This is a genomic window from Rhodanobacter ginsengiterrae (assembly GCF_050026815.1).
Lineage (GTDB): Bacteria > Pseudomonadota > Gammaproteobacteria > Xanthomonadales > Rhodanobacteraceae > Rhodanobacter > Rhodanobacter ginsengiterrae.
The window spans coordinates 189,009-215,254 of sequence record NZ_JALBWO010000057.1 but is presented as its reverse complement, the minus strand read 5'-3'; the positions used below and the strand labels follow the sequence as shown (position 1 = coordinate 215,254).

Sequence of the window (26,246 nt, the reverse complement as noted above, 5' to 3'; positions counted from 1 at the left end):
CATCCGCATCATGCAGACCAGACAAGCCCTCACGATCCTTTCGGCACTCGCCCAGGAGTCGCGGTTGGCGGTTTATCGACTGCTGATCGAGCACGCCCCGGGCGGACTTGCCGCCAGTGCGATCGCCGAAAAACTGGGCTTGCCCAATGCCACGCTTTCGTTTCACCTGAAGGAGCTGTCGCACGCGGGTCTGGTGACCAGCGAGCAGAGTGGGCGCTTCATCTACTACGCCCCGGTGATCGAGGCGATGAACGACCTGATCGGTTATCTCACGGACCATTGCTGCAGTCAGACCGATGGCAGCTGCAAGGTCGAGAACACTTCGTGCAAGCCGTCGGCGGCCACGGCCAAATCGCGCAGCAAGGTCCGAACAGCCTGACGGGCGGGATTGGGCCACGTCATCAAGCCAGTGCGGCAGCAAGCGTCGCCACTGCGTGCCGGCCGGGCACATGCACGCCGGCCCGGTTGACCGGGTCATCCCGTCCAGGGTCATCCAATCACAGGCCCGGAGAGTCCTCAATGCGCTTGCGATCGTCGCCCGACCGAACCACCTGCCGGCATCGATCCGTGGCCGAGCAGGTAACATAGCTGTGCGTCACCGCCAGGTGACCTACACGTCCATTGAGTGGGTTCCATATGCTGCTGATGATCGACAACTACGACAGCTTCACCTACAACCTCGTGCAGTACCTCGGTGAGTTGGGGCAGACGGTCAAGGTGGTGCGCAACGACGCGCTGGATGTCGCCGGCATTCGCGCGCTCAGGCCATCGCACATCATGATTTCGCCAGGACCGGGCACGCCGGACGATTCGGGCGTGTCGCTGGACGTGCTGCGCGAGCTGGCGGGCGAGATCCCGGTATTCGGCGTGTGCCTGGGGCACCAGGCGATCGGCCAGGTGTTTGGCGGCAAGGTGGTGCGCGCGCGGCAGATCATGCACGGCAAGACCTCGCCGGTGATCCATCGCGGCCAGGGCGTGTTTGCCGGCCTGCCCAATCCCTTCGAGGCCACGCGCTACCACTCGCTGGTGGTGGAGCAGGCGTCGCTGCCGGATTGCCTGGAAGTCACCGCATGGACGCAGAACGCCGACGGCAGCATCGACGAGATCATGGGCCTGCGCCACAAGACCCTGGCGGTCGAAGGCGTGCAGTTCCACCCCGAGTCGATCCTGACCCAGCACGGTCATGATCTGCTGCGCAATTTCCTCGGACAGCCGCTGCGGGCAGCGGCATGAACGCTCACGCCCGCGCGACCACCATCACGCCGCAGGAAGCCTTGCAGCGCACCATCGAGCATCGCGAAATCTTCCACGACGAGATGATCGCGCTGATGCGCCAGATCATGCATGGCGAAGTGAGCCCGTTGATGACCGCCGCGATCATCACCGGCCTGCGCGTGAAAAAGGAAACCGTGGGCGAGATCACTGGCGCGGCGCGGGTCATGCGCGAGCTGTCGGCCAAGGTCGACGCACCGGCGCACGATCACTTCATCGACATCGTCGGCACCGGCGGCGACGGCGCCTCGAGCTTCAACATCTCCACCGCCTCGATGTTCGTGGCGGCGGCCGCCGGCGCGCGCGTGGCCAAGCACGGCGGGCGCAGCGTATCGTCGAAATCCGGCAGCGCCGACGTGCTGGAAGCATTGGGTGCGTCGATCGAGCTGGCGCCGGCGCAGGTTGCCGCGTGCATGGCCGAGACCGACATCGGCTTCATGTTCGCGCCGAACCATCATCCGGCGATGAAGGTGGTGGCACCGGTGCGCAAGGAGATGGGCGTGCGCACGCTGTTCAACATTCTGGGCCCGCTGACCAATCCGGCCGGCGCGCCGAACATCCTGATGGGCGTGTTCCATCCCGACCTGGTCGGCATCCAGGTGCGCGTGCTGCAGCAGCTCGGAGCGCGGCATGCGCTGGTGGTCTGGGGCCGCGACGGCATGGACGAAATTTCCCTGGGTGCGGCGACCCTGGTCGGTGAATTGCGCGATGGCGTGGTGCGCGAGTACGAGGTGGAGCCGGAGGATTTCGGCCTGGCCATGGCGTCCAGTCGCAATCTGCGGGTGGACAACGCGGCGGAATCGAAGGCGATGTTGCTGGGCGCGCTGCAGGGCGAGCCCGGTGTGCCGCACGACATCGTCTGCCTGAATGCGGGCGCGGCGCTGTACGCGGCCGACGTGGTGGCATCCATTGCCGACGGCATCGAGCTGGCGCGTGCGACGATTGCCAGCGGCGCTGCGCATGCGAAAATGCAGGCCTTCGTGGCGGCCACCCGGCGACTTGCCGGTCTGGCGCCTGCGGATAGTTGAGCTTCGATGGCGTCATCATCGCTTTCCTGGCGCAGCTTTTGCGCTTTCATTCAACAGTGAGATGCCATGACTGACATCCTCAATCGCATTCTGGTCCGCAAGGCGGAAGAAGTGGCCGAGCGCCGGGCGCGCGTGTCGGAGGCCGAACTGGTCGAACGCATTGCCGAGCTTCCGCCCACGCGCGGGTTCAGCGCGGCGATCGAGGCGAAGATCGCCGCGGGTCAGCCCGCGGTGATTGCCGAGGTGAAGAAGGCCAGCCCGAGCAAGGGCCTGATCCGCAGTGACTTCGACCCGGCCGCGATCGCGGCGAGTTACGCGGCCGCCGGTGCCGCCTGTCTGTCGGTGCTGACCGACAGCGACTTCTTCCAGGGCAGCGAGGCGTTCCTGCAGCAGGCGCGCGAGGCCTGTTCACTGCCGGTGCTGCGCAAGGATTTCATCATCGACCCGTACCAGGTGTACGAGGCGCGGGCGATCGGTGCGGACTGCGTCCTGCTGATCGTCTCGGCACTGGACGATGATGCGTTGCTGCAGCTGTCGTTGCTGGCGGCCGAGCTGGACATGGACGTGCTGTGCGAAGTGCACGATGAGGAAGAACTGGAGCGCGCGCTGGCCTTGCCGGTGCCGCTGATCGGCGTCAACAACCGCAACCTGCGCAGTTTCGAGACCTCGCTGGAAACCTCGCTGGCGCTGCAGGAATTGATGGAATACGACCGCATCCTGGTGGCCGAGTCCGGCATCCACACACCGGAAGATGTGGCGCGGCTGCGCGAGGGCGGCATTCAGGCGTTCCTGGTCGGCGAGGCCTTCATGCGCGCCGAGGATCCAGGCAGCGAGCTGCGGCGATTGTTCGCCATACCGTGACTGCCATGCCGGAACCGGAAAGCCTGTTGCCTGCCGTTGAGCAGGCGACTGCCTTGCGCGTGGTGCTGTTCGATTTCGACGGCGTGCTGATCCACGGCGACGCGTTCCATCTGTTCATGCGCCACCGCTATGCCGCTTCGTGGTGGCGCAAGGGTCTTGCCGTGCTGGCGTTGCCGCTGCTGCTGTTGCAACTGCCTTTCTCGCGTCGCTGGCCGGTGCGCACGCTGGTGCGCATTGCCTTGCTCGGCCTGCGCGAACAGCGCTATCAGACCATCGCCAACAGCTTCGCCGCCCATCTGGTGCGTCGACCGAAGCTGTTCTGTCGCGACGGTCTGCAGGCGTTGCGCCGGCATCAGGCACAGGGCGATCGGGTGATCGTGGTGACCGGCTGCGAGCATGCGCTGGTGAGCGGCATTCTCGAGCAGTTGGGTCTGACCAGGCTTGAAGTGGTGGCCTCGCAGCTGCGCCCCGGCTGGCTCGGCATGCGTCCGCTGCGGCACAACGTCGGCCGGCGCAAGGTGACGGCGCTGGCCGAGCACGGGGTCGCCGAGTGGCAGCTGGCGTACGGCGATTCGATGCATGACGTGGCGATGCTGAAACAGGCCGTCGAGGCAGTGCTGGTCAACGGCACGCCGACGTTGTGCAAGAAAGTCGAGAAGGCCCTGGGGCGCACGGTCACCCGCGTGGAGTGGTTCTAGACGAACAGTGCCGCCGGCCTTTTGACAGGCCCGAAGGTTGGACAAGAGCGCCGGTGGACCGTGCCCGCGCCACGGCAGCCGCGACTGCGTCAGCTGGCCCCGGCTGATTACACGAGCGGGGCGCCGACCGCGACCATAGCCAAGGGCTGTCTCGCCACCGACGGCGGAACGCCATCTGCGACCAGTCTTCATGAAAGCCGGTTCAGGTGGCGCCCCGTCGAACTTCGCGAACGCTCAGCGTGTGCCGCGCACCACGATGGTCTTGCCCGACACGTCGATCATGCGCTGCTCTTCCAGCTGCTTCAGCACGCGGCCGACCATCTCGCGCGAACAGCCGACGATGCGGCTGACTTCCTGACGCGAGATGCGGATCTGGGTGCCGTCCGGATGAGTCATCGAATCCGGCTCCTGGCACAGGTCGAGCAGGGTGCGCGAAATACGATTGGTGACGTCCATGAAGGCCATCCGGCTGACCTGGCGCGAGGTGCGCAGCAGACGGTTGGTGAGCTGGGCGCCGATGGCGAACAGGATCTTCGGGCATTCCTCGCGCAGCGGGCCTTCCATCAGCTGGAACAGTCGCTCGTAGCTGATCTCGGCCATCTCGCAGGCGGTGCGCGTGCGCACCATCGACTCGCGCTGGGCCTGCTCGACGAACAGTCCCATTTCGCCGATGAACTGGCCGCGGCTGATGTAGGCAAGAATCAGTTCGCGCCCCTGCTCGTCCTCGGTGCATACCGCCAGCGAACCATCCACCACGTAGTACAAGGTGTTGGCTGGGTCGCCCGGACGGATGATCGCGGTCTTGCCCGGATAGCGCCGGCGGTGGCACAGGCCGAGGAAGCGCTCCATCGCGGCGGGATCGGGTGCAAAGCCCAGGGGGGCCTGCGAGCGTTCAAAGGCTTGTTGCAGCTGGTACTTGAGTTGCGCCACGGGGATCCCCTACTGCTGATTCTTGTTACGGCGGCATCATGGACACATGTCATGCACTTCCGTGAAGACATCATCGCAGACCCGGCCATTATGGCAAACCCGCTTGTCGAGTGCCGGTTCAAATTTTCCGGCTTTTGCCCCATACTTCGCGGTCTTTCGGCAACGACCAGCCCGTTGCTGCCGTTCCCAAGGGTCGTGCAGGGACGTTGCCTGCACTCCAAACCATACCGCGGGGACCCTTGTCGCTAACCCGCCTCTGATGTTGGCCGATACCGGTCATGGAGCGCCGCCCGTGGTCAAACCACTCCCCCGTCTTCGCCTGCAGGGCTTCAACAACCTGACCAAGGCGCTGAGTTTCAACATCTACGACATCTGCTATGCAGTGTCGGAAGACCAGCGTCGCCGCTACATCGAATACATCGATGAGCAGTACGACGCCGACCGGCTGACCCAGATCCTCACTGACGTGGCCGAGATCATCGGCGCCAACATCCTCAACGTGGCCCGCCAGGACTACGACCCGCAGGGTGCCTCGGTGACGATCCTGATCTCCGAGGAGCCGGTGGTCGAGAAACTGGGTCGCGACACCATTTCCGGTGCCGTGGTCGCCCACATGGACAAGAGCCACATCACCGTCCATACCTATCCGGAAACGCATCCGCACAACGGCATCGCCACCTTCCGCGCCGATATCGACGTCGCCACCTGCGGCGTGATCTCGCCGCTGAAGGCGTTGAACTACCTGATCGACAGCTTCGAGTCGGACATCGTGATCGCCGACTACCGCGTGCGCGGTTTCACCCGCGACATCAAGGGCAAGAAGCACTTCATCGACCACAAGATCAACTCGGTGCAGGACTACCTGGCGCGGCACATCCGTCAGAAGTACGAGATGTTCGACGTCAACGTGTACCAGGAAAACATGTTCCACACGAAGATGCACATCAAGGACTTCGACCTCGACACCTATCTGTTCGAGGCGCATGCCGATGATCTGTCGTTCAAGGAGCGTCAGCGCATCGAATCGCTGCTGCGGCGCGAGATCGAGGAACTGTTTCACGGCCGCAACCTGATGTGACGAAAAACCCGCCGAAAGGCGGGTTTTTTGCAGGAGCGCAGCTTGTGCGCAAGAGCATCGCAGCACAGGCTGCGCTCCTACACGCGGTAGGCCACCGTTTTCATCACCTTCGAGCTGAGGTGCATCAGCTGCGGCAGCGGGAACGGCAGCTCGATGCCGCCGCGTTGCTGCGCCGCCTGTGCATGACGGATTTCGTCGGCCTGCATCTGGCTCAGCACTGCACGCGAGCGCTCATCCTGCGCTGGCAGTTGCTGCAGGTGATCGGCCAGGTGAGCTTCGACCTGGCGTTCGGTCTCGACCACGAAACCCAGGCTGAGCGGATCGCCGGCCAGCGCGGCCGCCGCGCCGATGACGTAGCTGCCGGCATACCACAACGGGTTGAGCAGGCTGGGGCGGCTGTCCAGTTGCTGCAGGCGTTCGGCGCACCAGGCCAGGTGATCGGTTTCCTCGGCGGCGGCGTGCAGCAGGTGCTGGCGGTTGTCCGCGTCGCGCGCCAGCGCCGCCTGGCCGAGGTAGAGCGCCTGGGCGCAGACTTCCCCGGTGTGATTGATCCGCATCAGTCCGGCCGCGTGGCGGCGCTCGGCATCATCGAATGCAGCTTCGGTGACGCCGCTGGAAGGAGAGCGGCGTTGCGCCAGCGGCGCACCGCCGACCGCTTCCAGTGCACGCTCACAGCCGGCCAGCAGGCGGTCGAGGCGGCTCAGGGTGCGTACGCTCATGCGTTGTTCTCCAGCTAAAGGATCGGCCAGCAGGCCAGTGGGTGCTGCTTTGGCCAGGGCAACTCCGGGGATCAACGCCTGCCGCAAGGCGCCAGCGACCCCAGCGGCCATGCGGGTTGCGCCCGGAAACCCTGGGGGTCTTTTCAAGCGGACCGGTGGTCATGCTATCATTGCCAGCTCACAGCCCGCCGGTCGATGGGCTTGCGCCACGGATGAAGGCTCCGCTATCATCTCGCGCCTTTGGTCCACCGATTACGCGTACCGCCTCACGGCGGCAAACAGGTATTCTGAAATGAAAACGTTTAGCGCCAATGCAGACAACGTCAAGCGCGACTGGTTCGTGGTTGATGCCACGAACAAGACGCTCGGTCGCCTGTCGACTGAAATCGCCCGTCGTCTGCGCGGCAAGCACAAGCCGGAATACACCCCGCATTGCGACACCGGCGATTATATCGTGGTGATCAATGCGCAGAAGGTGCATGTCACCGGTGCCAAGCTGGACGACAAGAAGTACCACCGCTTCACCGGTTACATCGGCAACCTGAAGACCACCAGTCTGAAGGACTTGCTGGCGACCTACCCGGAGCGCGTGATCGAGATCGCCGTCAAGGGCATGTTGCCGAAGAACCCGCTGGGCCGCGAGATGTATCGCAAGCTCAAGGTCTACGGCGGTGCCGAGCATCCGCATACCGCACAGCAGCCGCAGGCGCTGGAGATTTAAGGAAATGACCATGACCATCCAGCAGAATTACGGCACCGGCCGCCGCAAGACCTCCGCCGCTCGCGTGTTCCTGCGCAAGGGCAAGGGCGAGATCGTGGTCAATGGCAAGTCGCTCGAGGCCTTTTTCGGCCGCGAGACCTCCTGCATGATCGTGCGCCAGCCGCTTGAGCTGACCGATAACACCGACAAGTTCGACATCATGGTGACGGTTGCCGGTGGCGGCATCACCGGTCAGGCCGGCGCGATCCGCCTGGGCATCGCCCGCGCGCTGGTCGAATACGACGAAAGCCTGAAGTCGCCGCTGCGCAAGGCCGGTTTCGTGACGCGTGATGCCCGCGAGGTCGAGCGCAAGAAGGTCGGTCTGCACAAGGCACGTCGCGCTACCCAGTTCTCCAAGCGCTAAGCCCAGTTCCACAGCCCCGTCGCCAAGCGGTAAGGCACCTGACTCTGACTCAGGCATCGGAGGTTCGAATCCTTCCGGGGCTGCCAATACAAAAGCCGACGCGCGCAGCGATGCGTGGCGGTTCGGAGGAAAAAGCCCGCGCTGGCGGGCTTTTTCGTGGCTGCGGCGGCGTTGGCGCGGAATCTCTCGCGGCCATGGATGCCCGTGCACCCTTCGGCTTTTGGTGATGGCAGCGTAAAATTTCCGCCTTTGGCCTCGCGGACAGTTTGATGAGCATGGCAAGCGAAAACGACCCGGGCCGACCGGCCGTGCGTACCGAAGGCAGTACCGATGCCTTGCCACTGGCGCCGACCATGGGCATGAGCCTGGATGCGGCGCGGATGCCGCGTCGCTCCACCCTGGTCGACCGGCGGGTGTTGCGCATCACCGCAGTCTCGATCGTGCTGGGTGCGCTGGCGGCGCTGATCGCCAAGTTGCTGACCGCCCTGATCGGCCTGGTGACGAACCTGGCGTTCTACGGGCGCTGGTCGACGGCGTTTTCTTCGCCGGCCGACGCGGTGCCTCATCTGGGCTGGTGGGTGGTGCTGGTGCCGGTAATCGGTGGCCTGATCGTGGGCGTGATGGCGCGTTGGGGTTCGCGCGCGATCCGTGGCCATGGCATTCCCGAGGCGATGGAACAGGTGCTGCTCAACGAGTCGAAGATTCCACCGCGAATCACCTTCCTGAAGCCGATTTCCTCGGCGATCGCGATCGGCACCGGCGGCCCGTTCGGCGCCGAAGGGCCGATCATCGCCACCGGCGGTGCGCTGGGTTCGTTCGTCGGCCAGGTGCTGAAGGTCACCGGCAGCGAGCGCAAGGTGCTGTTGGCGGCCGGCGCGGCGGCCGGCATGGCGGCGGTGTTCTCCGCGCCGATCGCCGCGGTGGTGCTGGCGGTGGAGCTGTTGTTGTTCGAACTGCGTCCGCGTTCGCTGATCCCGGTGGCGCTGGCCTGCGTGGCCGCGACCGGAGTGCGCTACCTGCTGCAGGGCTCGACCCCGGTGTTCGCGATGGCGGCGCTGGCTGCGCCCGGCGCGATGGCGTTGCTGGTCTACGTGCTGCTGGGTGCGCTGATCGGCGTGGTCAGCGTCTGGACCACCCGCATCGTCTACGGCATCGAAGACCTGTTCGAGAAACTGCCCATCCACTGGATGTGGTGGCCGGCCATCGGCGGTGTGGTGGTCGGCGTGGTCGGCTATTTCGCGCCGCTGACGCTGGGCGTGGGCTATACCAACATCGAGGACATTCTCAACGGCAAGCTGACTCTGGCCGCGCTGGCCTTCCTGTGCGTGATGAAGTTCATCTCGTGGTCGATCGCGCTGGGCAGCGGCACCTCGGGCGGCACGCTGGCACCGCTGTTCACCATCGGTGGTGCGTTGGGCGCGCTGGTCGGCATTGGCATCGTGGCGGTGGCGCCGCAGTTCGGGGTGGATCCGCGCATTGCGGCGCTGGTCGGCATGGCGGCGATCTTTGCCGGTGCCTCGCGCGCACTGCTTACCGCCGTCGTGTTCGCCTTCGAGACCACCGGCCAACCCGCCGGACTGCTGCCGTTGCTGGGCGGCTGCACCGCGGCCTACCTGATTTCGGCGTTGATGATGCGCAACACCATCATGACCGAGAAGATTGTCCGTCGCGGCGTGCGGGTGCCGTCCGAATACGTGGCCGACTATCTCGACCAGGTGGGCGTGGGCGAGGCTTGCACGCGCGATGTGGTTACCCTGGACAGCAACCAGACGCTTGCCGAAGTGCGCCGCTGGCTGGCCGAGGAATCCACCCGGACCCAGCACCAGGGCTATCCGGTGGTGGACGCGAACGGTCACGTGCGGGGCGTGCTGACCCGGCGCAGCCTGCTCGATCCGCAGTGGCATTACACCCTGAGCCTCGGCGAACTGCTGACGCGGCCGCCGATCGCGGTCAGCGAAAGCCATTCGCTGCGCGAGGCGGCTGACCACATGGTGGCCGAGAGTGTCGGCCGATTGGTGGTGGTGAGCAAGGATGAGCCGCACAAGCTGGTCGGCATCATCACCCGCGGCGACATCCTCGCGGCGCACGGGAGGCGTTTGCGCGAGGCGCGGCACTCGTCACGGCACCTGCGTTTCCGTGACGGGCTCAAACCGCGACCGACGCCGTAGGTCCGGCAACCGCACAAAAAGGAACGGCCCGAATGGGCCGTTCCTTTTTGCTCACAAGCCAACGCCGGCTACATTTCGCGGTCGCCGATCAGCACCACGTCGGCCGGGCGCCGGGCGAACAGGCCCACGGTGACGATTCCGGGCAGCTGGTTCAGCTCGCTTTCCAGCGCCACCGGATCGACGATCTGCCAGCCATGTACATCGATGATCCAGTTGCCGTTGTCGGTGACCACGCCATCGCGCCACACCGGGTTGCCGCCGCGCTTGACGATCTCCCGGCCGATCAGGCTGCGCGCCATCGGGATGACTTCGATCGGCACCGGGAACTTGCCGAGCAGATCGACCCGCTTGCTGGAATCGATGATGCAGACGAACTTTTCGCTGGCGGCCGCGACGATCTTCTCGCGGGTCAATGCCGCACCGCCGCCCTTGATCAGCCGCTTGTACGGGTCGCATTCGTCCGCGCCATCGACGTAGAGGGTCAGCGGGCCGGCGGCATTGAGGTCAAGCAGCGGGATGCCGAGCTTCTTCAGCTGCGCGGTCGACTGCTCGGAACTGGAGATCGCGCCCTGGATACGATCCTTGAGATCGGCCAGCGCGTCGATGAAGAACGCCACGGTGGAACCGGTGCCCACGCCGACGATGGCGCCGTCCTCGACATAGCGGATCGCGGCTTCGCCGGCCTGGCGCTTCTCGTTTGCATTGCTCATGCGGAATTCCCGTGCAGGATGGAGGCGCTCATTCCAGCGCCAGAATGTATTTCCAGTGGGCAGCGTCGACCGGCATCACCGACAGCCGATTGCCCTTGCGCAGCAGCGGCATCTCGGCCAGCGCGTCGTGGCCCTTGAGCTCATCCAGGCTGATCGTGCGCTTGAGCTTCTTGACGAACTTCACGTCGACCAGCATCCAGCGCGGGTTGTCCCGCGAACTGCCCGGATCGAAATATTTGCTCTTCGGATCGAACTGGCTGGGGTCCGGGTAGGCATCCGTGACGACCTCGGCAATGCCGACGATACCGGGCACGGTGCAGTTGGAGTGATAGAAAAACACCTTGTCGCCGGGGCGCATGCCGTCGCGCATGAAGTTGCGCGCCTGGTAGTTGCGCACGCCGTCCCAGGCTTCCTGCTTCTTGCGCTTGAGTGCGTCGATCGAAAACGCATCGGGCTCGGATTTCATCAACCAGTGGTTCACGCGGCGGGCTCCTGCGGGTGGCAATCGATCAGTTCGCGCTCGGTGGCGATGAAGTCGAGCGGCACGTCCCAGTCCTCTTCCTCGACCTCGGGCAATTCCTGGAATGCATAGGCGATGCCGACCAGCAGCGGCTCGGTTGGGCGCACCTGCTCGTTGAGGAAGGCGAAGCTGCGGTCGTAGTAGCCGCCGCCGTGGCCAAGCCGGTTGCCGCGGCGGTCGAAGCCGAGCAGCGGTACCAGCACCAGATCGATCTGGAACGGTTCCAGCAGTTCGCCGGGATTGATCGGTTCGGGGATGCCGTAGCGGTTCGGCTGCACTTCGTCGCCCACATGCCATGGCGCGAAGCGCAGTTGCCGGTCCGCGCCGATGACCGGCAACAGAAATTGCTGGCCGCGCGTGGCCAGTGGCGGAATCGCCAGGTTCAACGGCAGTTCGCCGTGACTGGCCCAATAGCCAGCCACGCGGGCATCGGTGAAATATTCGGGCAGTTGCTCCAGGCTGCGGCGCAGTCCCTGCGCGGCGGCGATGCGCTCGGCCGGCGCCAGGGCGCGGCGGCGTTCGGCCAGTTGCTTGCGCAGATCGCGGCGTTGGGCGTTGACGTCCACGTGGCGCGCGGCTCCGGCGGGTTCGCCCCGTTCGTGTTCGACGAACGGGGCGGGGAAAGAAAGTGGCGTCAACCGCGATGCCGCTGCCCACCGAACGACCTTGATCCAAGATGGATCAGGTGGGAGAGCTACATGGTCTAAAGGCTTTCCGCACGCGGCGGACATGCACAACAACCGATGTGAAGCCGACCCGGGGCCGTATGTAGGAACAAGGCAAATGTAAGAGTGTGCTGGCGCACATCGCAGAAAACGCCGGCTATCATTTTAGGCGCTCGGGGCGGAATGCGCCACTGGCATGGTCGTTGTCACGAGGGTGCGTTCAGCGTTTCGGTGCTTCGTGCTCGAAAGCGTCGGCGAGCTTGCGCTGCAGGGTGGCGAGACCGTCGCTGAGGCGTTGTTCCTGGCTTTCGTGCTGCTTGCGCAGGATCAGGAATTCGTGTGCCACGCTGATGGCGGTGAGTACGGTCAGCCGCTCGAAGCTGGGCGCCTTGGCGTTGGCACGCAGTTCGCGCATCTTGCGGTCGAGGAAACCGGCGGCCTCAAGCAGGCCGTCGCGTTCCTCCGGCGAGCAGGCGATCAGGAATTCGCGGTCGATCAGTCGCAGCGCGACCGGTTCACTGGCGGGCGTATTCATCAGCTGTTGCTCTCAAGCGATTTCAGACGCTGGATCATCGCCTCGACGCGGCTGCGGGCCTGCTCGTTGCGCGCCATCAGGCCGGCACGTTCGCCGGACAGCTGTTCCTGACTCTGGCGCAGGCTGCGGTTCTCCTCGTTCAGCCGACGCACGGTTTCAAGCAATCGATCGAGCTGCTGGGCCAGGCTGGCCAGCTGCTGGTGAACCGGGTCGGACTGTGCGGGATCAGGCGTGCTCATGACCGAAACTATAGCAGGACGCCGCGGCAAATCTGCGAGCCCGTCGACGGGCTCGGAGGCTGCCCTCCGGTGCACTAAACTGGGCGTCATTCTTGCGAAGGAGCACCGCCATGACGGCTACCGGGGCGATCGGCCACGACGACATCGATGCGCTGATCATGCGCCTGCGACTGGGCACAGATGCCAGCGAACTGCACGGCTCGCTGTGCGGCTATCTGGCTGGCGGAGCCTCGCTGCATGGCGGCAGCGTGCTCGCCGCACTGCAGCTCGACGGCGAGGCGACCGAGCCTTCGGCCGACGACCTTGCGCTGCTGCAGCGGCTGGCCCGTCAATGCGAAAGCGAGCTGGCCGACGCCGAACTCAGCTTCGAGCCGCTGCTGCCGGAGGACGATCGTCCGCTCACCGAGCGCACCGATGCCCTGGTCGAATGGTGTCGGGGTTTCCTTGGCGGCTTTGGTCTGGCCGGTACCGCCGCGCATGCCTCGTTGTCGGAGGAGGCGCAGGAGATCCTGCGCGATCTGGGCACGATCGCGGCATCGTCGTTTGACTTCGACAACGAAGACGAAGACGAGGATGCGCTGATCGAGGTGCAGGAGTTCGTGCGGGTCGGCGCCCTGCTGTTGTACACCGAATGCAATCGGCACGATCCGGCAACCAGCGGCAGCGTGCATTGATTCCCGTCGAGTCCGGTTCGGCGGTGCCCGACATCGCGCCGGACGAGTTCGCCCGTCGGCGTGGCCAGTTGATGAAGATGGCTGGCGAGGATGCGGTGCTGCTGGTCGCCGCGGCGCCCGAGCGCATGCGCAATGCGGATGCCGCATGGCCATACCGGCAGGACTCGGATTTCCACTACCTGGCCGGCTTTCCCGAGAGCGATGCCGTGCTCGCCCTGCTGCCTGGCCGGCGGCATGGCGAGGTGGTGCTGTTCTGCCGTGAACGCGACCCCGAGCGCGAGCGCTGGCACGGCCACGCCATCGGCACCGAACAGGCAGTTGCCGCCTACGGCATGGACGACGCGTTTCCGATCGAGGACATCGACGACATCCTGCCGGGCATGATCGAGGGCAGGGCACGCGTCTATTGCCACTTCGGGCGCGAGCCGCAGTTCGACGCGCAACTGCTGGGCTGGATGCGCCGCTTGCGGCAGTTGCGCGGCGGTGGCGTGGTGCCGAAGGAATTCGTGGCACTCGGTCACCTGCTGCACGATTTGCGGCTGTACAAGTCGCGGGCCGAGCTGCGCCTGATGCGCGCCTCGGCCGGGATTGCCGTGGAAGCGCACCTGGCGGCGTTGCGGATGGCCACCGCAGGTCGCCACGAGTACGAAGTGGAAGCCGAGCTGCTGCGCACCGTGCGCAGTCGCGGCGCGGTGCCGGCCTTCGTGCCGATCGTCGCCGGTGGCGCGAATGCCTGCGTGATGCATTACCAGAGCAATCGCGCCCGCTTGCGTGATGGCGACCTGCTGCTGATCGATGCCGGCGCCGAATGGGACTGCTACGCCTCCGACATCAGTCGCACGTTTCCGGTCAGCGGCCGCTACAGCCTCGAGCAGCGGGCGCTTTACGAAGTGGTGCTGACCGCGCAACTGGCGGCGATCGACGAGGTGCGGCCGGGGCGCCCGTTCAATGCGGCGCATGTCGCGGCGGTGCGCGTGCTGACCGAAGGACTGTGCGAACTGGGTCTGCTCAAGGCCAGCGCGGACACCGCGATTGCCGATGAAAGCTACAAGCGATTCTTTCCGGCCAAGACCGGTCACTGGCTGGGACTGGACGTGCACGACGTCGGCGATTATCGCGTCGACGGCGAATCGCGCCTGCTCGAACCCGGCATGGTGCTGACCGTCGAGCCCGGCCTGTACGTGCCGCCGGGCGACCGTTCGGTGGCCGAGCGTTGGCGCGGCATCGGCATCCGCATCGAGGACGATGTGGCGGTCACCCGCGACGGCAACGAAGTGCTTACCGCGGCGATGCCCCGCCAGGCCGAGGAGATCGAGGCGCTGCTGGCCCTGCGCTAGGTCAGCTCGTCCGGCAGTTCGGCGTCGGTGCGCTGGCGATGCGCCTCGTCAGTGGCATGCACTTCGTACCACATGGCGTTGAGGATGGCGAAGGCACAGGCCAGGCCGAGACCGAGAATCCAAGAGAAGTACCACATGAGGTCGCGCTCCTTTCAATAGCCGCCGTGCGCCTTGCGCACCTGTTCCAGGGTCACCCGGCCGCGCATCACCCGATAGACCCAGCTGGTATAGAGAATCACGATGGGCAGCAGCAACGCGGTGGCCAGCAGCATCAACTGCAAGGTGCCGCGGCTGGACGAGGCATCCCACACGGTGAGGCTGGAACGCGGGTCCAGGCTGGAGGGCAGCAGGAACGGAAACAAGGCAAAGCCGGCCGAGGCGATCGTGCTGCCGACCATCAGGCTGCTGGCGATGAAGCCGGCCACGCTGCGCCGGCCGATCAGCGCCTGCACACCCACCGCCGAGGCCAGCGCCAGCAGCGGCGCGCCCCAGAACCACGGATATTGCATGTAGCCCGCAAACCAGCTGCCACCCACGGCGACCTGCTTGAACAGCGGATTGGCCGGTCCATCCGTGACCACCGGGCCGGCGATGGCATAACCGGGAACGCCCCAGGCCAGCCAGACCCCCGCCAGTACATAGAACACGGCGAACAGCAGCGTCGTCCAGCGCGCCACCGTCACCGCGCGCTCGGCAATCGCTTGATCGGCCTTCAGTGCGGCGAAGCAGGCGCCGTGGGCGAGCAGCATGCCCAGCGAGACCAGTCCGCACAGCAGTGCAAACGGGTGCAGCAGGTCGAAGAAGCCGCCTTGCCAGCTCATCCGCAGGTCGCCGTCGAAACGGAACGGCAGGCCCAGGAACAGGTTGCCGAAGGCCACCCCGGCCACCAGCATCACCACCAGGCCGGAACCGCTGAGGACCCAGTCCCACAGCGAAGCCCAGCGTGGATCATGGATCTTGCCGCGGAAGTTGAAGCCGACCGGGCGCAGGATCAGCGCCAGCAGCACCAGCGCGATGGCGAAATACATGCCGGAGAACGACGCCGCATAGAGCATCGGCCAGGCCGCGAAGGTCGCGCCGCCGGCCAGGATGAACCACACCTGGTTGCCCTCCCAGGTCGGCTCGATGCCCTCCAGCAGGACCTGCCGTTCCTCGTTGTCCCTGCCCAGCACCTTCAGCAACCCGGCCACGCCGAAATCGAAGCCGTCCATGATCGCGAAGCCGATCAGCAACGTGCCCAGCAGGGCCCACCAGATCACCCGCAGCGTGGCGTAATCAAACATGCGGCTCTTCCTGCGGCCAGATGCCCAGGCCGTCCGGCCCCTTGCGGGTGAACTTCAGCATCAGGAACACGTCGACCACGGCCAGCGCGGTGTAGAAAAAGATGAAGCCGCCGAGCGAGGTCAACACCTGGCCGCTGCTGACCGATGACACGCCCAGCGCGGTCGGCAGCACGCCCTCGATCGCCCATGGCTGGCGCCCGTATTCGGCCACGATCCAGCCCAGTTCGATGGCGACCCATGGCAGCGGCAGGCTCCACAGGGCCAGCCGCAGATACCAGCGCTGGCTGTCCAGCTGGCGCTTGCTGGCCTTCCAGAACGAGAAGGCGAACAGCGCGATGAAGTAGAAGCCGCAACCGACCATGATGCGGAATGCCCAGAACAGCACCGGCACGTCCGGTATCGTGGAGTCGGCCGCCTTCTGGATGTCCGCCGGGGTGGCCTGGCGCGGATCGTCGACGTATTTCTTCAGCAGCAGCGCATAACCGAGATCCTTGTCGTGGGCAGCCAGCGTGGCCTTCGCCTGCGCATTGTTCTTGTCCTGGCGCAGCATCAGCATCGCGTCGTAGGCGTGGATGCCGTTGCCGATGCGGCCCTTGGCCGCGTCCACCAGTTCGGCGATGCCCGGCATGGTTTCATCGATCGAATGGGTGCCGATCAAGCCCATCACCCAGGGAATCTTCACCGCGTAGTGGGTGGTGCGCTGCTGCACGTCGGGAATGCCGATCAGGGTGAACGGGGCGGGTGCCGGCTCGGTGTGCCACATGGCCTCGATCGCCGCCATCTTCATCTTCTGGTTAAGCGACACGGTGTAGCCCGAGGCATCGCCCAGCACCACCACCGACAGCGACGCGGCCAGCCCGAAACTCGCCGCCACCGTCATCGAGCGCCTGGCGAAATCCACGTTGCGCCCGCGCAGCAGGTACCAGGCGCTGATCGACAGCACGAACATCGCGCCCAGCACATAGCCGGCGCTCACCGTGTGCACGAACTTGTCCTGCGCCACCGGATTGAAGAACACCTCGGAAAACGAAGTGACCTCCATGCGCATGGTTTCCGGATTGAATTCGGAACCCACCGGATGCTGCATCCAGGCGTTCGCCACCAGGATCCACAGCGCCGACAGGCTGGTGCCCAGCGCCAGGAACCAGGTCACCAGCAGGTGCTTGATCCGCGAGATGCGATCCCAGCCCATGAAGAACACGCCGACCAGGGTGGCTTCGAGGAAAAACGCCATCAGCCCCTCGATCGCCAGCGGCGCGCCGAAGATGTCGCCCACATAGTGCGAGTAATACGCCCAGTTCATGCCGAACTGGAACTCCATGGTCACGCCGGTGGCCACGCCCATCGCGAAGTTGATGCCGAACAGCACGCCCCAGAATTGCACCATGCGCTTCCATACCTCGCGCCCGGTCATCACGTAGACGCTTTCCATGATCGCCAGCATCCAGACCAGGCCCAGCGTCAGCGGTACGAACAGGAAGTGGTACAGCGCGGTCAGCGCGAACTGCAGGCGCGACAGCGTGACGACATCGGCGTCGATGAGGATCATGGATGGGCTTCCGTTGGCGCGGGGACAGCGGGGGCCAGCCGCTGCGCGATGGCCCCCGGGCTGACATCGGGTTTTGGCTGCGGCACAAACACCACCCACCAGATCAGCGTGAGCGCCGCGATCTTCAGCGCGACGACACCGAACAGCTCAAGCGTCAGTCGTCGCAGCGGGCGTGGCTGCGTCTTCAGGCGTTCGGGTGGAGCGCTGGAAACGGCGGAACGGGACATGCCACCAACCCCTGCATTACCTGTCCACCAGCATACGCCGGGTGGGCGTTGACACGGTGTGGACGAATGTCGCAGCAGCGCCTTGCCGGCTCCGCTCCATTCTGCAGGCTGAAGAGCGCAGCGTTCGATCCTCTGCGCAGGGAGCGCTTTCTCTTGAAGCGAAAGCTCAAGTGCAGCGCGGTCGATCGCCCCCCGAAGGCACACGACAGCCTCTCGGCCCTGGAACCATGCAGAACCGAACAGTCAGTGTGGCGGCTCAGCTCAGCTCAGTGCGAAGGCGTCGCGCGTGAGGTTTTCCGGCGCATCGTCGGTGCACACCACGTCGTCCTCGATGCGGATGCCGCCGTACTGGCGGAAGTGGTCGACCTTCGTCCAGTCGATGTCGCCAGCGAACGGCTTGTCGCGCAGTTCAGCCAGCAGCATGTCGATGAAATACAGGCCCGGTTCGATCGTCACCACCATGCCGGGCTCCAGTACGCGGGTCATGCGCAGATACGGATGGCCGTCCGGACGAGCGATCACGCCGCCGCGTTCGCTCTGCTGGAAACCGGCTACGTCGTGCACCTGCAGGCCGATCGGGTGGCCCAGGCCGTGCGGGAAAAACGCGCTGCTGACGCCGGACTCCACCGCACTTTCCGCGCTCATGCGGATGAAGCCGTGCTCGCGCAGCACGCCGGCCAGCACCTGATGGGCGTGCAGGTGCAGTTCGGCGTAACTCTGGCCGGCACGCACCTGCGTAACGAATCCCTGCTGCGCGAGGTCGACGCTGTCGATCAGCGCCTGGAACTCCGCTGCCTGCGGCGCGGCATGGGTGCGGGTGATGTCGCTGGCGTAGCCGGCGGCGCTGGCGCCGGCGTCGATCAGGAACGAACGGCTCTGCACTGGCGGTGCGCGATCGAAATGCGTGTAGTGCAACACCGCGCCGTGCTCGTTGAGCGCCACGATGCTGGCATACGGCAGCTCGGCGTCGATCTGCCGTGCGGCGGCGAGATACGCCAGGTGGATGCCGAACTCGCTTTCCCCGGCGCGGAACGCAGCCTCGGCCGCGCGGTGCGCACGCGTGCCGATGCGACTGGCCTCGCGCATCAGCGCCAGTTCGTACGGCGTCTTGCAGGAGCGATGCCAGTGCAGGTAGTCGAGCACCGGTGGCGGGTTGTTCACCGCGATGCCATCGGTCAGCGGCTCGGCTGCCAGTACCGCGCAATGGCCGCCGGGCAGTTGCGCGATGGCTTCCACGGCGCTGCTCACGATGCTGATGTCGAAGTGCTCGACCCAGTAGCCGTGCGGAGCCTCGGGCACGACATGCCAGTAGTCATGCGGTTGCACGAAGATCAGCCTGGGTCTGCTGCCCGGGGTGCAGACGATCCAGCTGCCGGGTGCGTCAGCCAGCGGCAGCCAGTGCCGGAACTGCGGATTGGCGATGAACGGGTAATCCTGATCGTCGAGGAACTTGCGCAGCGGCGTGCCGGCGGCCACCAGCAGGTGATCGAAGCCGGCGAGTGCCAGTGCACGGTCGGCACGTTCGCGCACGCTGGCAAGGTGCTGCGGATACAGTGAGGCAAGTTGATCAAGCATGCGAACTCCTGCGACGGCGGGCCGTGCTTCCGCCGCCGGCGCGCGGACGGCAACGGCCTGCGCGCAGCTTCGGAACAGCCCGTGATGAACTGGGGGTGGGTGGGGCAGGGCACCATGATGACGCTGGAGCGTCACGACTTCCAGTTCGCGCTCAGGCCTGCGCCAGCCAAGACTCCAGTCGCGCGGCGTCGCTGTCGGTGATCGCCACGATGCGATAGCCGGCCCAGATCTGCCCGGAACTTGCCGCCGGTTCGTGCCACTGTTCCTGGATACCGACTTCGATCGGCTGCGACTGCGTCAGCATCCGGCCCGAACCGGGCAGGGTCATGCTGACCTGGTACAGCGCTTCGCTGCGCGGTGCCTGCGCGATGATCAGCAACATGCCGGTGCTGGACAGGTTGCCGAGGTGGCCGAGCGGCAGGCCGCTGATCACGTCGGTGACCATCGCGTTGACGGATGCGCGTTTGCGCTCGGCGCGACGCTGGTTGCTGGTGCTCATCGACGGGCGATCTCCGGCGTTGACGGACGACGTGGATCGGCCGGTTGGCGCAGGCTGCCGGTGAGGCTGCGCCAGGCGCGATCAAGCAGGGTCTCGGGTTGGGCCGGCACCTCGCAGACGCGACCGCTGGCCACTTCGTGCGCCAGTTGCGCCAGGCTCATTTCCTCGCCGCGCTGGCCGCGGCGGCTGACCAGCAGGCAGCGGCCGGACATCGGCGAATACCAGGCCAGCTTGCGCCGGGAGATCTGCCCGCTGGCCGGATCGATGAACTCGAACCAGCTGCCAAACGGCAGTTCCTTCAGATGTTGTTCGATCCGGCGTTCGCGCGGATCGACCGCGGCTGCCTTGGGGGCAGCCACGGCCGCAGGGGACGCCGCGGCTGTGGCTGCAGCCGGCACGGGGCGATCCTGTGCTGCTGCGCTCTTGCGCGGCGTCGCGGCGGCAGCGGGTACCGGTGGAGTTGCAAGTGGACTCGCCGCCCGCTCATGGCCGGACTGCTGTTCGCCCAGGCGCTGGTGCTGCTTCAGGCGCAGCGCCAGATCGGTGGCGCTGGGAAGCTCCACTGACGGATCGGGCGTGCCGGCGCCGAGCAGGCGCTGGGCCACCTGCACCGCTTCCTCGGCGTGCATGCCGATCTGCTGCAGGCCATTCTCGACTTCTGTCTGCAACGCCAGCCGGTCGTTCACCGGCAGCCGGCCGAGCAACTGGTCGGTGATTTTCAGCTGGGCGTTGAATGCGCTGCTTTCCTCGCCATGCCGCAGCAGGGTCAAGGCCAGCACGTCCGACCAGGCGCGGTCGAGCAGGGCGCGCAACAGGCCACGCGGTGGTGACTGCGCGAAGCGTTCGGCCATCAGTTCGCCGGCACGGCGGCGGGCCTGGTCCAGTCGCTCGCGGCCTTGCGCGGCTTCGACGTGACGTCGTTCGGCGGCTTGCGCCTTGCGGGTCAGCAAGGCCAGGTGATGTTCGATGTCGGCCAGCAAGGTGGTGTAGAGACCGGCGCTGGGCGGTTCCTGGTTGGCGCGGCTGACCAGCTGCTCGAGCTTGTTGGCCAGTGGCCGGTTGCTCTCGTCGTCGCTGCCGTCGAGCCAGTCGTTCGCCGCGGCGGTGACCGTGTCGAGCAGCCGGCGCGCCGGATGCTCGCGCTTTTCGAAGAAGCCGTGGTCGGCCACGGCCATGCGCAGCACCGGCAATTGCAGGTCGGTCAGCAGGTTGCTGGCGTTGCCGCCCTGCTGCAACTGGTGGCCGAGCTGTTCGAACAGCCGCGCGACCAGTTCCACCGTGTCGCCTTGTTCATCGCTGAGTTGCGTGCGCGGTGCGCCGCTGGGTTTGCCGAAATTGAGCTGGGCAACCAGCTCCTCGCGCAGGCGCGCGGCACTGCGCAGCTCGCGGCTGGCCTGGTCGGTGACCTGGGCGAGGTGCTGCTGCAGCGCGCCGAGCGCGGATTGCAGCTCATCCTCGCTGGCCGCGCGCGCGCTGGAACTGCCGGCCAGGCCACTCTGGCCCGCGCGCTGCTGGGCCAACAGATCACGCAGGGACTCCAGCACCTCGATCGGCGCGCCGGAGGCATGCGCGCCGCCGGCATTCCCCGCGGGTGTCGCGGCTGTCGCCGGTTCGTTGCCGGCTTCGGCGGCTTCACTGGTGCTGGCGGCCGGTCGCGACCGTTTGCCGATATGGCGCGGAATCTGGATGCTGCGCAGCTGCGGCAGAATCCCGTCGGCCTTGAACTGGGCATTGATGTTGTCGTACAGCGGGCCCAGCGGCTGGATCACCCACTGGTCGAAATGCTGCAACAGCAGCAGCTGGTGCTTCAGCGGCAGCTCGAGTTCGGCACTGGCGGCATGGCAGATCTGCGCCAGCGCATAGGGCCCGATCGGCAGCGCCGGGCCCTCCAGCGGCGGCGCAGCGATCAGTACGGCCAGCCGGTAACCGAGCTCGTGCAGCGCACTGCTGTGGCGTACCTCGCCACGGGCACCGAGCTGATCGAGGGTCATCGACACTTCCTGCTCGCCGGGGTCGACCAGTTCCAGCGACTGCCAGGGTTTGAGCTCGCGGGCGGGCTCGGCTTGCGGCGCGTCGGACTGGCCGACCTGGTCGAAACTGGCGCCCAGGCGTTCCATGAAACGCTGGCTGAAGGCCGCGCGATCCTGCAGCACGCGCTGCCGGCTGGCAAAGCAGTCTTGCTGCACGGCGGCATTGTGGGCGCGCTCGGCCAGTGCGAACAGCTGTTTCTCGAACTCGCCGAGGCAGCGGCGCAGAGGTTCCTGCAGGCCTTCGACGCACAGCGTGTAGCTGGTCTCGAGCAGGCGCTGCGTGCGCGCCGGCCAGCGCGCACCGCCTATCCTGCCGCCCTGATGCGACGCAAATGGGTGACGTCGATCGTGTCCGACATCCATGCAAGTGCCTGTGTATTCCCCCGGAGTGGCAAGTCTATGCTGGTTGCCGTGGCTATGCCATCCGGCGCCGATGGCGTCTCAGTCGAGGAAGCTGCTGATAACGTCATTCAGGAAGCGCTGGCCGAGCGCGGTGGTGTGCAGCCGGGTCGGCTCGTCGTGCAGCCAGCCGCGCTGACGCGCCGAGGCGATCGCCGCGGCGATCCGCTCCGGCGGCAGCCCGGTGCGCTCGGTGAAGGCCGCCATTGGCACGCCGTCGATCAGGCGCAGCGCGTTGAGCATGTATTCGAACGGCAGCTCGCCGGCGCCGACCACGCTGTCGCCGCCGACCCGACCCGCGCCGCCGGCGGCCTCCATGTACGCGCGCGGGCCGCGGGTTTTCCAGCGCCGGTGCACCTGGCCGCTGGCTGCGTTGCTGAGCTTGCCGTGGGCGCCGGCGCCGATGCCCAGGTAGTCGCCGAACTGCCAATAATTGAGGTTGTGCACGCAGCGTCGCTCCGGCCGGGCATACGCCGAGATCTCGAACTGGCCGTAGCCGGCCGCGGCGAGACGGGCCTCGCAGGCTTCCTGCATCGCCCAGGCGTGGTCGTCGTCGGGCAGCGGCGGCGGGTTGGCGGCGAATGCGGTGTTCGGTTCCAGGGTGAGCTGGTAATGCGAGATGTGGCTGGGCGCCAGTGCGATCGCGCGCTCGACATCGGCCAGCGCACCGTCCAGCTGCTGTTGCGGCAGCGCGTACATCAGGTCGAGATTGATGTTGGCGTAACCGGCGTCCTGCGCGGACTTCACCGCCGCTGCCGCCTCGCCGGCGGAATGGATGCGACCGAGACGGCGCAGTTTGTCGTCGTCGAAACTCTGCACGCCGAACGAGATGCGGTTGACCCCGGCGGCGAGGTAGCCATCGAAACGGCCGTGCTCGACCGTGCCGGGGTTGGTCTCGAGGGTGATCTCGACGTCATTGGCCAGCGGCAGGCGTTCGCGCACGCCATCGAGCAGGCGCGCGATCAGCTCGGGCGAGAACAGGCTCGGCGTGCCGCCGCCGAAGAAGATGCTGATCACCGGCCGATCGCCGAGAGCCTCGGCGAAGTCGCGGCGATCGGCATCCAGATCGGCCAGCAGCTGATCGATGTAGTCGGCATACGGCGGTGGCTCGCTGCGCAGGCCGTGCGAATTGAAGTCGCAGTACGGGCACTTCTTCACGCACCACGGCATGTGCACGTACAGCGACAGCGGCGGTGCGACTAGGCTCACGGGCGAAATTCGCGCAGCCGGTCGTGCAGTTTCGCCAGTGCCTGGCCACGATGACTGAGGCGGTTCTTCAATGCATCGTCCATTTCAGCCACGCTTTGCTCGTAGCCTTCGGGCAGAAATACCGGGTTGTAGCCGAAGCCGCCGCTGCCGCGGCCTTCGGTGAGGATGCGCCCGTGCCAGCGGCCTTCGGCGATCAGCGGGGCCGGGTCATCGGCATGCTGCAGCAGCACCAGTACGCAGATGAAGAACGCGCCGCGCCGTGGTGTGGGCACAGCGTCGAGTGCGCGCAGCAGCTTGGCGTTGTTCGCCGCGGCGTCGCCGTGGCCGCCGCTGTAGCGCGCCGAATACAAGCCCGGCGCGCCATCGAGATGATCCACGCACAGACCCGAGTCGTCGGCCAGCGCGGGCAGGCCACTGGCCTGCGCCGCGTGGCGCGCCTTGAGCAGGGCGTTCTCGACGAAGGTGAGGCCGGTTTCCTCGGCGTCGGTGATGCCGAGGCTGGCCTGGGGCACGACTTCGAGGCCGCTGTCGGCCAGCAGCGCGCCGAATTCCTTCAGCTTGCCCGGGTTGCTGCTGGCCAGCACGATGCGCGACATCGTGCTCAGCCCTGCGCCAACGCCGCGCGCTGTGCGGCCACCAGTTCGCCGATGCCTTTCTCGGCCAGCGCCAGCATGGCGTCCATCTCGTCGCGACGGAAGGCGTGGCCTTCGGCGGTGCCCTGCACCTCGATGAAGCCACCACCGTCGTTCATCACCACATTCATGTCGGTGTCGCAGTCCGAATCCTCGGCGTAATCGAGGTCGAGCACGGGCACGCCCTGGTAGATGCCGACCGAGACCGCGGCGATCGCGCCGACCACCGGGTTGCGCTTGAGGTTCTCGCGCTTCATCAGCAGGTTCACCGCATCGACCAGGGCCACATAGGCACCGGTGATCGCCGCGGTGCGCGTGCCGCCATCGGCCTGCAGCACGTCGCAGTCCAGCGTGATCACGCGCTCGCCCAGCGCCTGCCGATTGATGCAGGCTCGCAGGCTGCGGCCGATCAGCCGCTGGATTTCCATGGTGCGACCGCCCTGGCCGCCGCGCGCGGCTTCGCGCTGCATGCGGGTGTGGGTGGCGCGCGGCAGCATGCCGTATTCGGCGGTGATCCAGCCCTCGCCCTTGCCGCGCAGCCAGGCCGGCGCGCGGTCCTCGATGCTGGCGGTGCACAGCACGCGGGTGTCGCCGAAGCTCACCAGCACCGACCCTTCGGCGTGGCGGGTGTAGTGGCGTTCGATGCTGACGGTACGCAGCTGGTCGCTGGTGCGGCCACTGGGGCGGGTGACGGGGTTCATGGGGTGATTCCTGACGTCGCTTGGCCGGATTGGGCAAGCAGGGATCGGAGAGTTTACCATTGCGTCCTTTCCCCCACGCCCGGAAGGCGCCGATGATCCGCAGCATGACGGCTTATGCCAGCGCCGAAACCACTGGCCCCGCCGGTACGCTCGGCTGCGAGCTGCGCACGGTCAACCACCGTTACCTGGAGCTGAGCCCGCGGCTGCCGGACGACCTGCGCGCGTTCGAATCGCAGTTGCGCGAACGGGTGGCGGCGAAACTGTCGCGCGGCAAGCTGGACCTCACCGTGCGCCGGACCGGCAGCGATTCGCGCAGCGAATCGCTGCAAATCAACACCGCGCTGTTGACTCGTCTGTCCGAGTTGAGCCTGGACATGATCGCGCGATTTCCGGGGATGCAGGTGCAATTCACCGAGCTGCTGCGTTTTCCCGGCGTGATGCAGCAGGCCGAAACCGATCCGGAAGCGCAACAGGCGGCCTTGTTCGATGTTCTGGACCGCGCGCTCGACGCGCTCACCGCCACGCGTGAACGCGAGGGCGAGAAGCTCGGCCAGATCCTGCGCGACAAGCTCGATGCGATCGAGCGGGTGGTCGACGAGGTGCGCGGCTGGATGCCGGAGATCCGCGCCGCGCTGCGCACCCGGCTGGAGACTCGTCTGGCCGACTTGAAGCAGCCGGTCGAGCCGGGCCGGCTGGAACAGGAACTGGTGCTGCAGATCACCCGCACCGACGTCGACGAGGAACTGGACCGGCTCAGCACCCATATCGACGAGACCCGCCGCGTGCTCGGCCTGACGGAGCCGGTCGGTCGCCGGCTGGATTTCCTGATGCAGGAGTTCAACCGCGAGGCGAATACGCTGGGCTCCAAATCGGTCGACGCGCGCAGCACCAATGCCGCGGTGGAGTTGAAGGTGCTGATCGAGCAGATGCGCGAACAGGTGCAGAACATCGAATGAGCATCGAAGCAGGCACCTTGTTTGTGGTCGCTGCGCCGTCGGGTGCGGGCAAGTCCACCCTGGTCAATGCGTTGCTGGAGCGTGAGCCGGCGATCTCGCTGTCGGTGTCGCACACCACGCGCCCGCCACGGGTCGGCGAGACCTACGGACGGCACTACTACTTCGTCGAGCGTGCCGAGTTCGAGCGCGAGATCGCCGAGGGCATTTTTCTCGAACACGCCGAGGTGCACGGCAATCTCTACGGCACTTCGCGTACCACCGTGCAGGAACTGCTGGCGCAGGGGCGCGATGTCCTGCTGGAAATCGACTGGCAGGGTGCCGAGCAGATCCGCCGCAGCAAGCCCGATTGCGTCAGCGTGTTCATTCTGCCGCCGTCGCGGACCGAGCTTGAACGGCGCCTGCGTGGGCGGGGCTCGGACAGCGCCGAAGTGATCGAACGCCGTTTGCGCAATTCGCGCGGCGAGATCGCGCACGCCCACGATTTCGACTACATCCTGGTCAACGACGTGTTCGACGATGCGCTGGCCGACCTGCAGGCGATCGTGCGGGCGGTGCGCCTGCGCAGCGCGCTGCAGTGGCAGCGGCACGAGGCGCTGATTGCCGAGTTGCTCGCCCCTGGCGGCTGATC

The 26,246-nt window shown here is 66.2% G+C and carries 30 protein-coding genes, 1 tRNA gene and 1 other RNA gene; 14 read left to right on the top strand and 18 right to left on the bottom strand.

What is annotated here, in order from left to right; genetic code table 11:
• The first annotated feature begins 10 nt into the window (after positions 1-10).
• From ACQGNJ_RS16000 to ACQGNJ_RS15980, 5 genes are all read left to right on the top strand, one after another.
• On the top strand, positions 11-379 hold the full coding sequence (locus ACQGNJ_RS16000) for an ArsR/SmtB family transcription factor (protein ID WP_426690670.1): 369 nt from the start codon (positions 11-13) through the stop codon (positions 377-379).
• 257 nt (positions 380-636) lie between these two features.
• Entirely contained in the window at positions 637-1,233 is a 597-nt protein-coding gene (locus tag ACQGNJ_RS15995) for an anthranilate synthase component II (RefSeq protein ID WP_426690240.1), read from the top strand.
• On the top strand, positions 1,230-2,300 hold the full coding sequence (gene trpD / locus ACQGNJ_RS15990) for an anthranilate phosphoribosyltransferase (RefSeq protein ID WP_426690239.1): 1,071 nt from the start codon (positions 1,230-1,232) through the stop codon (positions 2,298-2,300). The genes ACQGNJ_RS15995 and trpD overlap by 4 nt, the downstream gene beginning before the upstream one ends.
• 66 nt (positions 2,301-2,366) lie before the next feature.
• Positions 2,367-3,161: an indole-3-glycerol phosphate synthase TrpC gene (trpC, locus tag ACQGNJ_RS15985; protein WP_426690238.1), complete on the top strand. Its 795-nt coding sequence runs from the start codon at positions 2,367-2,369 to the stop codon at positions 3,159-3,161.
• Between the two features lie 5 nt (positions 3,162-3,166).
• Entirely contained in the window at positions 3,167-3,859 is a 693-nt protein-coding gene (locus tag ACQGNJ_RS15980) for an HAD family hydrolase (protein WP_426690237.1), read from the top strand.
• Positions 3,860-4,093: 234 nt separating this feature from the next.
• Here the strand turns inward: ACQGNJ_RS15980 and crp are convergent, their stop codons facing one another.
• Positions 4,094-4,795, bottom strand: coding sequence for a cAMP-activated global transcriptional regulator CRP (crp, locus tag ACQGNJ_RS15975; protein WP_007807303.1), 702 nt, complete (start codon positions 4,793-4,795; stop codon positions 4,094-4,096).
• A gap of 286 nt (positions 4,796-5,081) precedes the next feature.
• Here crp and speD point away from each other — a divergent pair, with 286 nt between their 5' ends.
• Positions 5,082-5,867, top strand: a complete 786-nt coding sequence (gene speD / locus ACQGNJ_RS15970) for an adenosylmethionine decarboxylase (RefSeq protein WP_426690236.1) — start codon at positions 5,082-5,084, stop codon at positions 5,865-5,867.
• Between the two features lie 77 nt (positions 5,868-5,944).
• Here speD and coq7 read toward each other — a convergent pair whose 3' ends face one another.
• Positions 5,945-6,586, bottom strand: a complete 642-nt coding sequence (gene coq7 / locus ACQGNJ_RS15965) for a 2-polyprenyl-3-methyl-6-methoxy-1,4-benzoquinone monooxygenase (RefSeq protein ID WP_426690235.1) — start codon at positions 6,584-6,586, stop codon at positions 5,945-5,947.
• 292 nt (positions 6,587-6,878) lie between these two features.
• Here coq7 and rplM point away from each other — a divergent pair, with 292 nt between their 5' ends.
• The 4 genes from rplM (at position 6,879) to ACQGNJ_RS15945 (ending at position 9,878) form a co-directional block, all read left to right on the top strand.
• Positions 6,879-7,307: a 50S ribosomal protein L13 gene (rplM, locus tag ACQGNJ_RS15960; protein WP_426690234.1), complete on the top strand. Its 429-nt coding sequence runs from the start codon at positions 6,879-6,881 to the stop codon at positions 7,305-7,307.
• 10 nt (positions 7,308-7,317) lie between these two features.
• Positions 7,318-7,710 (top strand): 30S ribosomal protein S9, encoded by a 393-nt coding sequence (gene rpsI / locus ACQGNJ_RS15955; RefSeq protein ID WP_426690233.1) that lies wholly within the window; start codon positions 7,318-7,320, stop codon positions 7,708-7,710.
• 12 nt (positions 7,711-7,722) lie between these two features.
• Positions 7,723-7,796, top strand: a tRNA-Gln gene (locus tag ACQGNJ_RS15950).
• Between the two features lie 183 nt (positions 7,797-7,979).
• Positions 7,980-9,878 (top strand): chloride channel protein, encoded by a 1,899-nt coding sequence (locus ACQGNJ_RS15945; RefSeq protein ID WP_426690232.1) that lies wholly within the window; start codon positions 7,980-7,982, stop codon positions 9,876-9,878.
• Positions 9,879-9,946: 68 nt separating this feature from the next.
• Here the strand turns inward: ACQGNJ_RS15945 and rpiA are convergent, their stop codons facing one another.
• The 6 genes from rpiA to ACQGNJ_RS15915 all read right to left on the bottom strand — a co-directional run bounded on the left by rpiA (position 9,947) and on the right by ACQGNJ_RS15915 (position 12,547).
• Complete coding sequence (rpiA, locus tag ACQGNJ_RS15940) at positions 9,947-10,588, bottom strand: ribose-5-phosphate isomerase RpiA (protein ID WP_426690231.1); 642 nt, start codon at positions 10,586-10,588, stop codon at positions 9,947-9,949.
• Between the two features lie 28 nt (positions 10,589-10,616).
• Positions 10,617-11,054 carry an EVE domain-containing protein gene (locus ACQGNJ_RS15935; RefSeq protein WP_426690669.1) on the bottom strand — a complete coding sequence of 146 codons (438 nt, stop codon included), beginning with the start codon at positions 11,052-11,054 and terminating at the stop codon, positions 10,617-10,619.
• An 11-nt stretch (positions 11,055-11,065) separates the two neighbouring features.
• Positions 11,066-11,674: a 5-formyltetrahydrofolate cyclo-ligase gene (locus ACQGNJ_RS15930; protein WP_426690230.1), complete on the bottom strand. Its 609-nt coding sequence runs from the start codon at positions 11,672-11,674 to the stop codon at positions 11,066-11,068.
• A 65-nt stretch (positions 11,675-11,739) separates the two neighbouring features.
• Positions 11,740-11,926, bottom strand: a non-coding RNA gene (gene ssrS / locus ACQGNJ_RS15925) — 6S RNA.
• 67 nt (positions 11,927-11,993) lie between these two features.
• Positions 11,994-12,308 carry a cell division protein ZapA gene (locus tag ACQGNJ_RS15920; protein WP_426690229.1) on the bottom strand — a complete coding sequence of 105 codons (315 nt, stop codon included), beginning with the start codon at positions 12,306-12,308 and terminating at the stop codon, positions 11,994-11,996.
• Entirely contained in the window at positions 12,308-12,547 is a 240-nt protein-coding gene (locus tag ACQGNJ_RS15915; protein ID WP_426690228.1) for a TIGR02449 family protein, read from the bottom strand. The genes ACQGNJ_RS15920 and ACQGNJ_RS15915 overlap by 1 nt, the downstream gene beginning before the upstream one ends.
• A 110-nt stretch (positions 12,548-12,657) precedes the next feature.
• Here ACQGNJ_RS15915 and ACQGNJ_RS15910 point away from each other — a divergent pair, with 110 nt between their 5' ends.
• On the top strand, positions 12,658-13,221 hold the full coding sequence (locus tag ACQGNJ_RS15910; protein WP_426690227.1) for a UPF0149 family protein: 564 nt from the start codon (positions 12,658-12,660) through the stop codon (positions 13,219-13,221).
• Positions 13,179-14,558 (top strand): aminopeptidase P N-terminal domain-containing protein, encoded by a 1,380-nt coding sequence (locus ACQGNJ_RS15905; protein ID WP_426690226.1) that lies wholly within the window; start codon positions 13,179-13,181, stop codon positions 14,556-14,558. Before ACQGNJ_RS15910 ends, ACQGNJ_RS15905 begins: the two co-directional genes overlap by 43 nt.
• Here ACQGNJ_RS15905 and cydX read toward each other — a convergent pair.
• The 10 genes from cydX to rph form a co-directional block, all read right to left on the bottom strand.
• Entirely contained in the window at positions 14,555-14,695 is a 141-nt protein-coding gene (cydX, locus tag ACQGNJ_RS15900; RefSeq protein WP_426690225.1) for a cytochrome bd-I oxidase subunit CydX, read from the bottom strand. The two genes, ACQGNJ_RS15905 and cydX, sit on opposite strands and share 4 nt — an antisense overlap.
• 15 nt (positions 14,696-14,710) lie before the next feature.
• Complete coding sequence (cydB, locus tag ACQGNJ_RS15895; RefSeq protein WP_426690224.1) at positions 14,711-15,841, bottom strand: cytochrome d ubiquinol oxidase subunit II; 1,131 nt, start codon at positions 15,839-15,841, stop codon at positions 14,711-14,713.
• Positions 15,834-17,390, bottom strand: a complete 1,557-nt coding sequence (locus ACQGNJ_RS15890; RefSeq protein WP_426690223.1) for a cytochrome ubiquinol oxidase subunit I — start codon at positions 17,388-17,390, stop codon at positions 15,834-15,836. The genes cydB and ACQGNJ_RS15890 overlap by 8 nt, the downstream gene beginning before the upstream one ends.
• The gene (gene cydP / locus ACQGNJ_RS15885; protein WP_426690222.1) at positions 17,387-17,617 is read right to left on the bottom strand and encodes a cytochrome oxidase putative small subunit CydP; all 231 of its coding nucleotides are present in this window, start codon (positions 17,615-17,617) and stop codon (positions 17,387-17,389) included. The genes ACQGNJ_RS15890 and cydP overlap by 4 nt, the downstream gene beginning before the upstream one ends.
• Before the next feature lie 261 nt (positions 17,618-17,878).
• Positions 17,879-19,192 (bottom strand): Xaa-Pro dipeptidase, encoded by a 1,314-nt coding sequence (pepQ, locus tag ACQGNJ_RS15880; protein ID WP_426690221.1) that lies wholly within the window; start codon positions 19,190-19,192, stop codon positions 17,879-17,881.
• A gap of 151 nt (positions 19,193-19,343) precedes the next feature.
• Positions 19,344-19,691 carry a PilZ domain-containing protein gene (locus tag ACQGNJ_RS15875; RefSeq protein ID WP_426690220.1) on the bottom strand — a complete coding sequence of 116 codons (348 nt, stop codon included), beginning with the start codon at positions 19,689-19,691 and terminating at the stop codon, positions 19,344-19,346.
• Positions 19,688-22,084 carry a DUF1631 family protein gene (locus ACQGNJ_RS15870; RefSeq protein ID WP_426690219.1) on the bottom strand — a complete coding sequence of 799 codons (2,397 nt, stop codon included), beginning with the start codon at positions 22,082-22,084 and terminating at the stop codon, positions 19,688-19,690. Before ACQGNJ_RS15870 ends, ACQGNJ_RS15875 begins: the two co-directional genes overlap by 4 nt.
• A 78-nt stretch (positions 22,085-22,162) precedes the next feature.
• Entirely contained in the window at positions 22,163-23,329 is a 1,167-nt protein-coding gene (gene hemW, locus ACQGNJ_RS15865) for a radical SAM family heme chaperone HemW (RefSeq protein WP_426690218.1), read from the bottom strand.
• Positions 23,326-23,925 (bottom strand): RdgB/HAM1 family non-canonical purine NTP pyrophosphatase, encoded by a 600-nt coding sequence (gene rdgB / locus ACQGNJ_RS15860; RefSeq protein WP_426690217.1) that lies wholly within the window; start codon positions 23,923-23,925, stop codon positions 23,326-23,328. The genes hemW and rdgB overlap by 4 nt, the downstream gene beginning before the upstream one ends.
• A 5-nt stretch (positions 23,926-23,930) precedes the next feature.
• Positions 23,931-24,662: a ribonuclease PH gene (gene rph, locus ACQGNJ_RS15855; RefSeq protein ID WP_426690216.1), complete on the bottom strand. Its 732-nt coding sequence runs from the start codon at positions 24,660-24,662 to the stop codon at positions 23,931-23,933.
• A gap of 92 nt (positions 24,663-24,754) precedes the next feature.
• Between rph and ACQGNJ_RS15850 the strand changes: the two genes are divergently transcribed.
• Together ACQGNJ_RS15850 and gmk are read left to right on the top strand one after the other, a co-directional pair.
• Complete coding sequence (locus tag ACQGNJ_RS15850) at positions 24,755-25,618, top strand: YicC/YloC family endoribonuclease (protein WP_426690215.1); 864 nt, start codon at positions 24,755-24,757, stop codon at positions 25,616-25,618.
• On the top strand, positions 25,615-26,244 hold the full coding sequence (gene gmk / locus ACQGNJ_RS15845; RefSeq protein ID WP_426690214.1) for a guanylate kinase: 630 nt from the start codon (positions 25,615-25,617) through the stop codon (positions 26,242-26,244). The genes ACQGNJ_RS15850 and gmk overlap by 4 nt, the downstream gene beginning before the upstream one ends.
• The last annotated feature ends 2 nt before the right edge of the window (positions 26,245-26,246 follow it).

What these genes read in the sequence shown, in the direction of transcription:
- ACQGNJ_RS16000 (WP_426690670.1), top strand. Translation starts at nt 11, where the DNA reads ATGCAGACCAGACAAGCCCTCACGATCCTTTCGGCACTCGCCCAGGAG.
- ACQGNJ_RS15995 (WP_426690240.1), top strand. Translation starts at nt 637, where the DNA reads ATGCTGCTGATGATCGACAACTACGACAGCTTCACCTACAACCTCGTG.
- trpD (WP_426690239.1), top strand. Translation starts at nt 1,230, where the DNA reads ATGAACGCTCACGCCCGCGCGACCACCATCACGCCGCAGGAAGCCTTG.
- trpC (WP_426690238.1), top strand. Translation starts at nt 2,367, where the DNA reads ATGACTGACATCCTCAATCGCATTCTGGTCCGCAAGGCGGAAGAAGTG.
- ACQGNJ_RS15980 (WP_426690237.1), top strand. Translation starts at nt 3,167, where the DNA reads ATGCCGGAACCGGAAAGCCTGTTGCCTGCCGTTGAGCAGGCGACTGCC.
- coq7 (WP_426690235.1), bottom strand. Translation starts at nt 6,586, where the DNA reads ATGAGCGTACGCACCCTGAGCCGCCTCGACCGCCTGCTGGCCGGCTGT.
- rplM (WP_426690234.1), top strand. Translation starts at nt 6,879, where the DNA reads ATGAAAACGTTTAGCGCCAATGCAGACAACGTCAAGCGCGACTGGTTC.
- rpsI (WP_426690233.1), top strand. Translation starts at nt 7,318, where the DNA reads ATGACCATCCAGCAGAATTACGGCACCGGCCGCCGCAAGACCTCCGCC.
- ACQGNJ_RS15945 (WP_426690232.1), top strand. Translation starts at nt 7,980, where the DNA reads ATGAGCATGGCAAGCGAAAACGACCCGGGCCGACCGGCCGTGCGTACC.
- rpiA (WP_426690231.1), bottom strand. Translation starts at nt 10,588, where the DNA reads ATGAGCAATGCAAACGAGAAGCGCCAGGCCGGCGAAGCCGCGATCCGC.
- ACQGNJ_RS15935 (WP_426690669.1), bottom strand. Translation starts at nt 11,054, where the DNA reads ATGAAATCCGAGCCCGATGCGTTTTCGATCGACGCACTCAAGCGCAAG.
- ACQGNJ_RS15920 (WP_426690229.1), bottom strand. Translation starts at nt 12,308, where the DNA reads ATGAATACGCCCGCCAGTGAACCGGTCGCGCTGCGACTGATCGACCGC.
- ACQGNJ_RS15915 (WP_426690228.1), bottom strand. Translation starts at nt 12,547, where the DNA reads ATGAGCACGCCTGATCCCGCACAGTCCGACCCGGTTCACCAGCAGCTG.
- ACQGNJ_RS15910 (WP_426690227.1), top strand. Translation starts at nt 12,658, where the DNA reads ATGACGGCTACCGGGGCGATCGGCCACGACGACATCGATGCGCTGATC.
- ACQGNJ_RS15905 (WP_426690226.1), top strand. Translation starts at nt 13,179, where the DNA reads ATGCAATCGGCACGATCCGGCAACCAGCGGCAGCGTGCATTGATTCCC.
- cydX (WP_426690225.1), bottom strand. Translation starts at nt 14,695, where the DNA reads ATGTGGTACTTCTCTTGGATTCTCGGTCTCGGCCTGGCCTGTGCCTTC.
- cydB (WP_426690224.1), bottom strand. Translation starts at nt 15,841, where the DNA reads ATGTTTGATTACGCCACGCTGCGGGTGATCTGGTGGGCCCTGCTGGGC.
- ACQGNJ_RS15890 (WP_426690223.1), bottom strand. Translation starts at nt 17,390, where the DNA reads ATGATCCTCATCGACGCCGATGTCGTCACGCTGTCGCGCCTGCAGTTC.
- cydP (WP_426690222.1), bottom strand. Translation starts at nt 17,617, where the DNA reads ATGTCCCGTTCCGCCGTTTCCAGCGCTCCACCCGAACGCCTGAAGACG.
- pepQ (WP_426690221.1), bottom strand. Translation starts at nt 19,192, where the DNA reads ATGCTTGATCAACTTGCCTCACTGTATCCGCAGCACCTTGCCAGCGTG.
- ACQGNJ_RS15875 (WP_426690220.1), bottom strand. Translation starts at nt 19,691, where the DNA reads ATGAGCACCAGCAACCAGCGTCGCGCCGAGCGCAAACGCGCATCCGTC.
- ACQGNJ_RS15870 (WP_426690219.1), bottom strand. Translation starts at nt 22,084, where the DNA reads ATGGATGTCGGACACGATCGACGTCACCCATTTGCGTCGCATCAGGGC.
- rdgB (WP_426690217.1), bottom strand. Translation starts at nt 23,925, where the DNA reads ATGTCGCGCATCGTGCTGGCCAGCAGCAACCCGGGCAAGCTGAAGGAA.
- rph (WP_426690216.1), bottom strand. Translation starts at nt 24,662, where the DNA reads ATGAACCCCGTCACCCGCCCCAGTGGCCGCACCAGCGACCAGCTGCGT.
- ACQGNJ_RS15850 (WP_426690215.1), top strand. Translation starts at nt 24,755, where the DNA reads ATGATCCGCAGCATGACGGCTTATGCCAGCGCCGAAACCACTGGCCCC.
- gmk (WP_426690214.1), top strand. Translation starts at nt 25,615, where the DNA reads ATGAGCATCGAAGCAGGCACCTTGTTTGTGGTCGCTGCGCCGTCGGGT.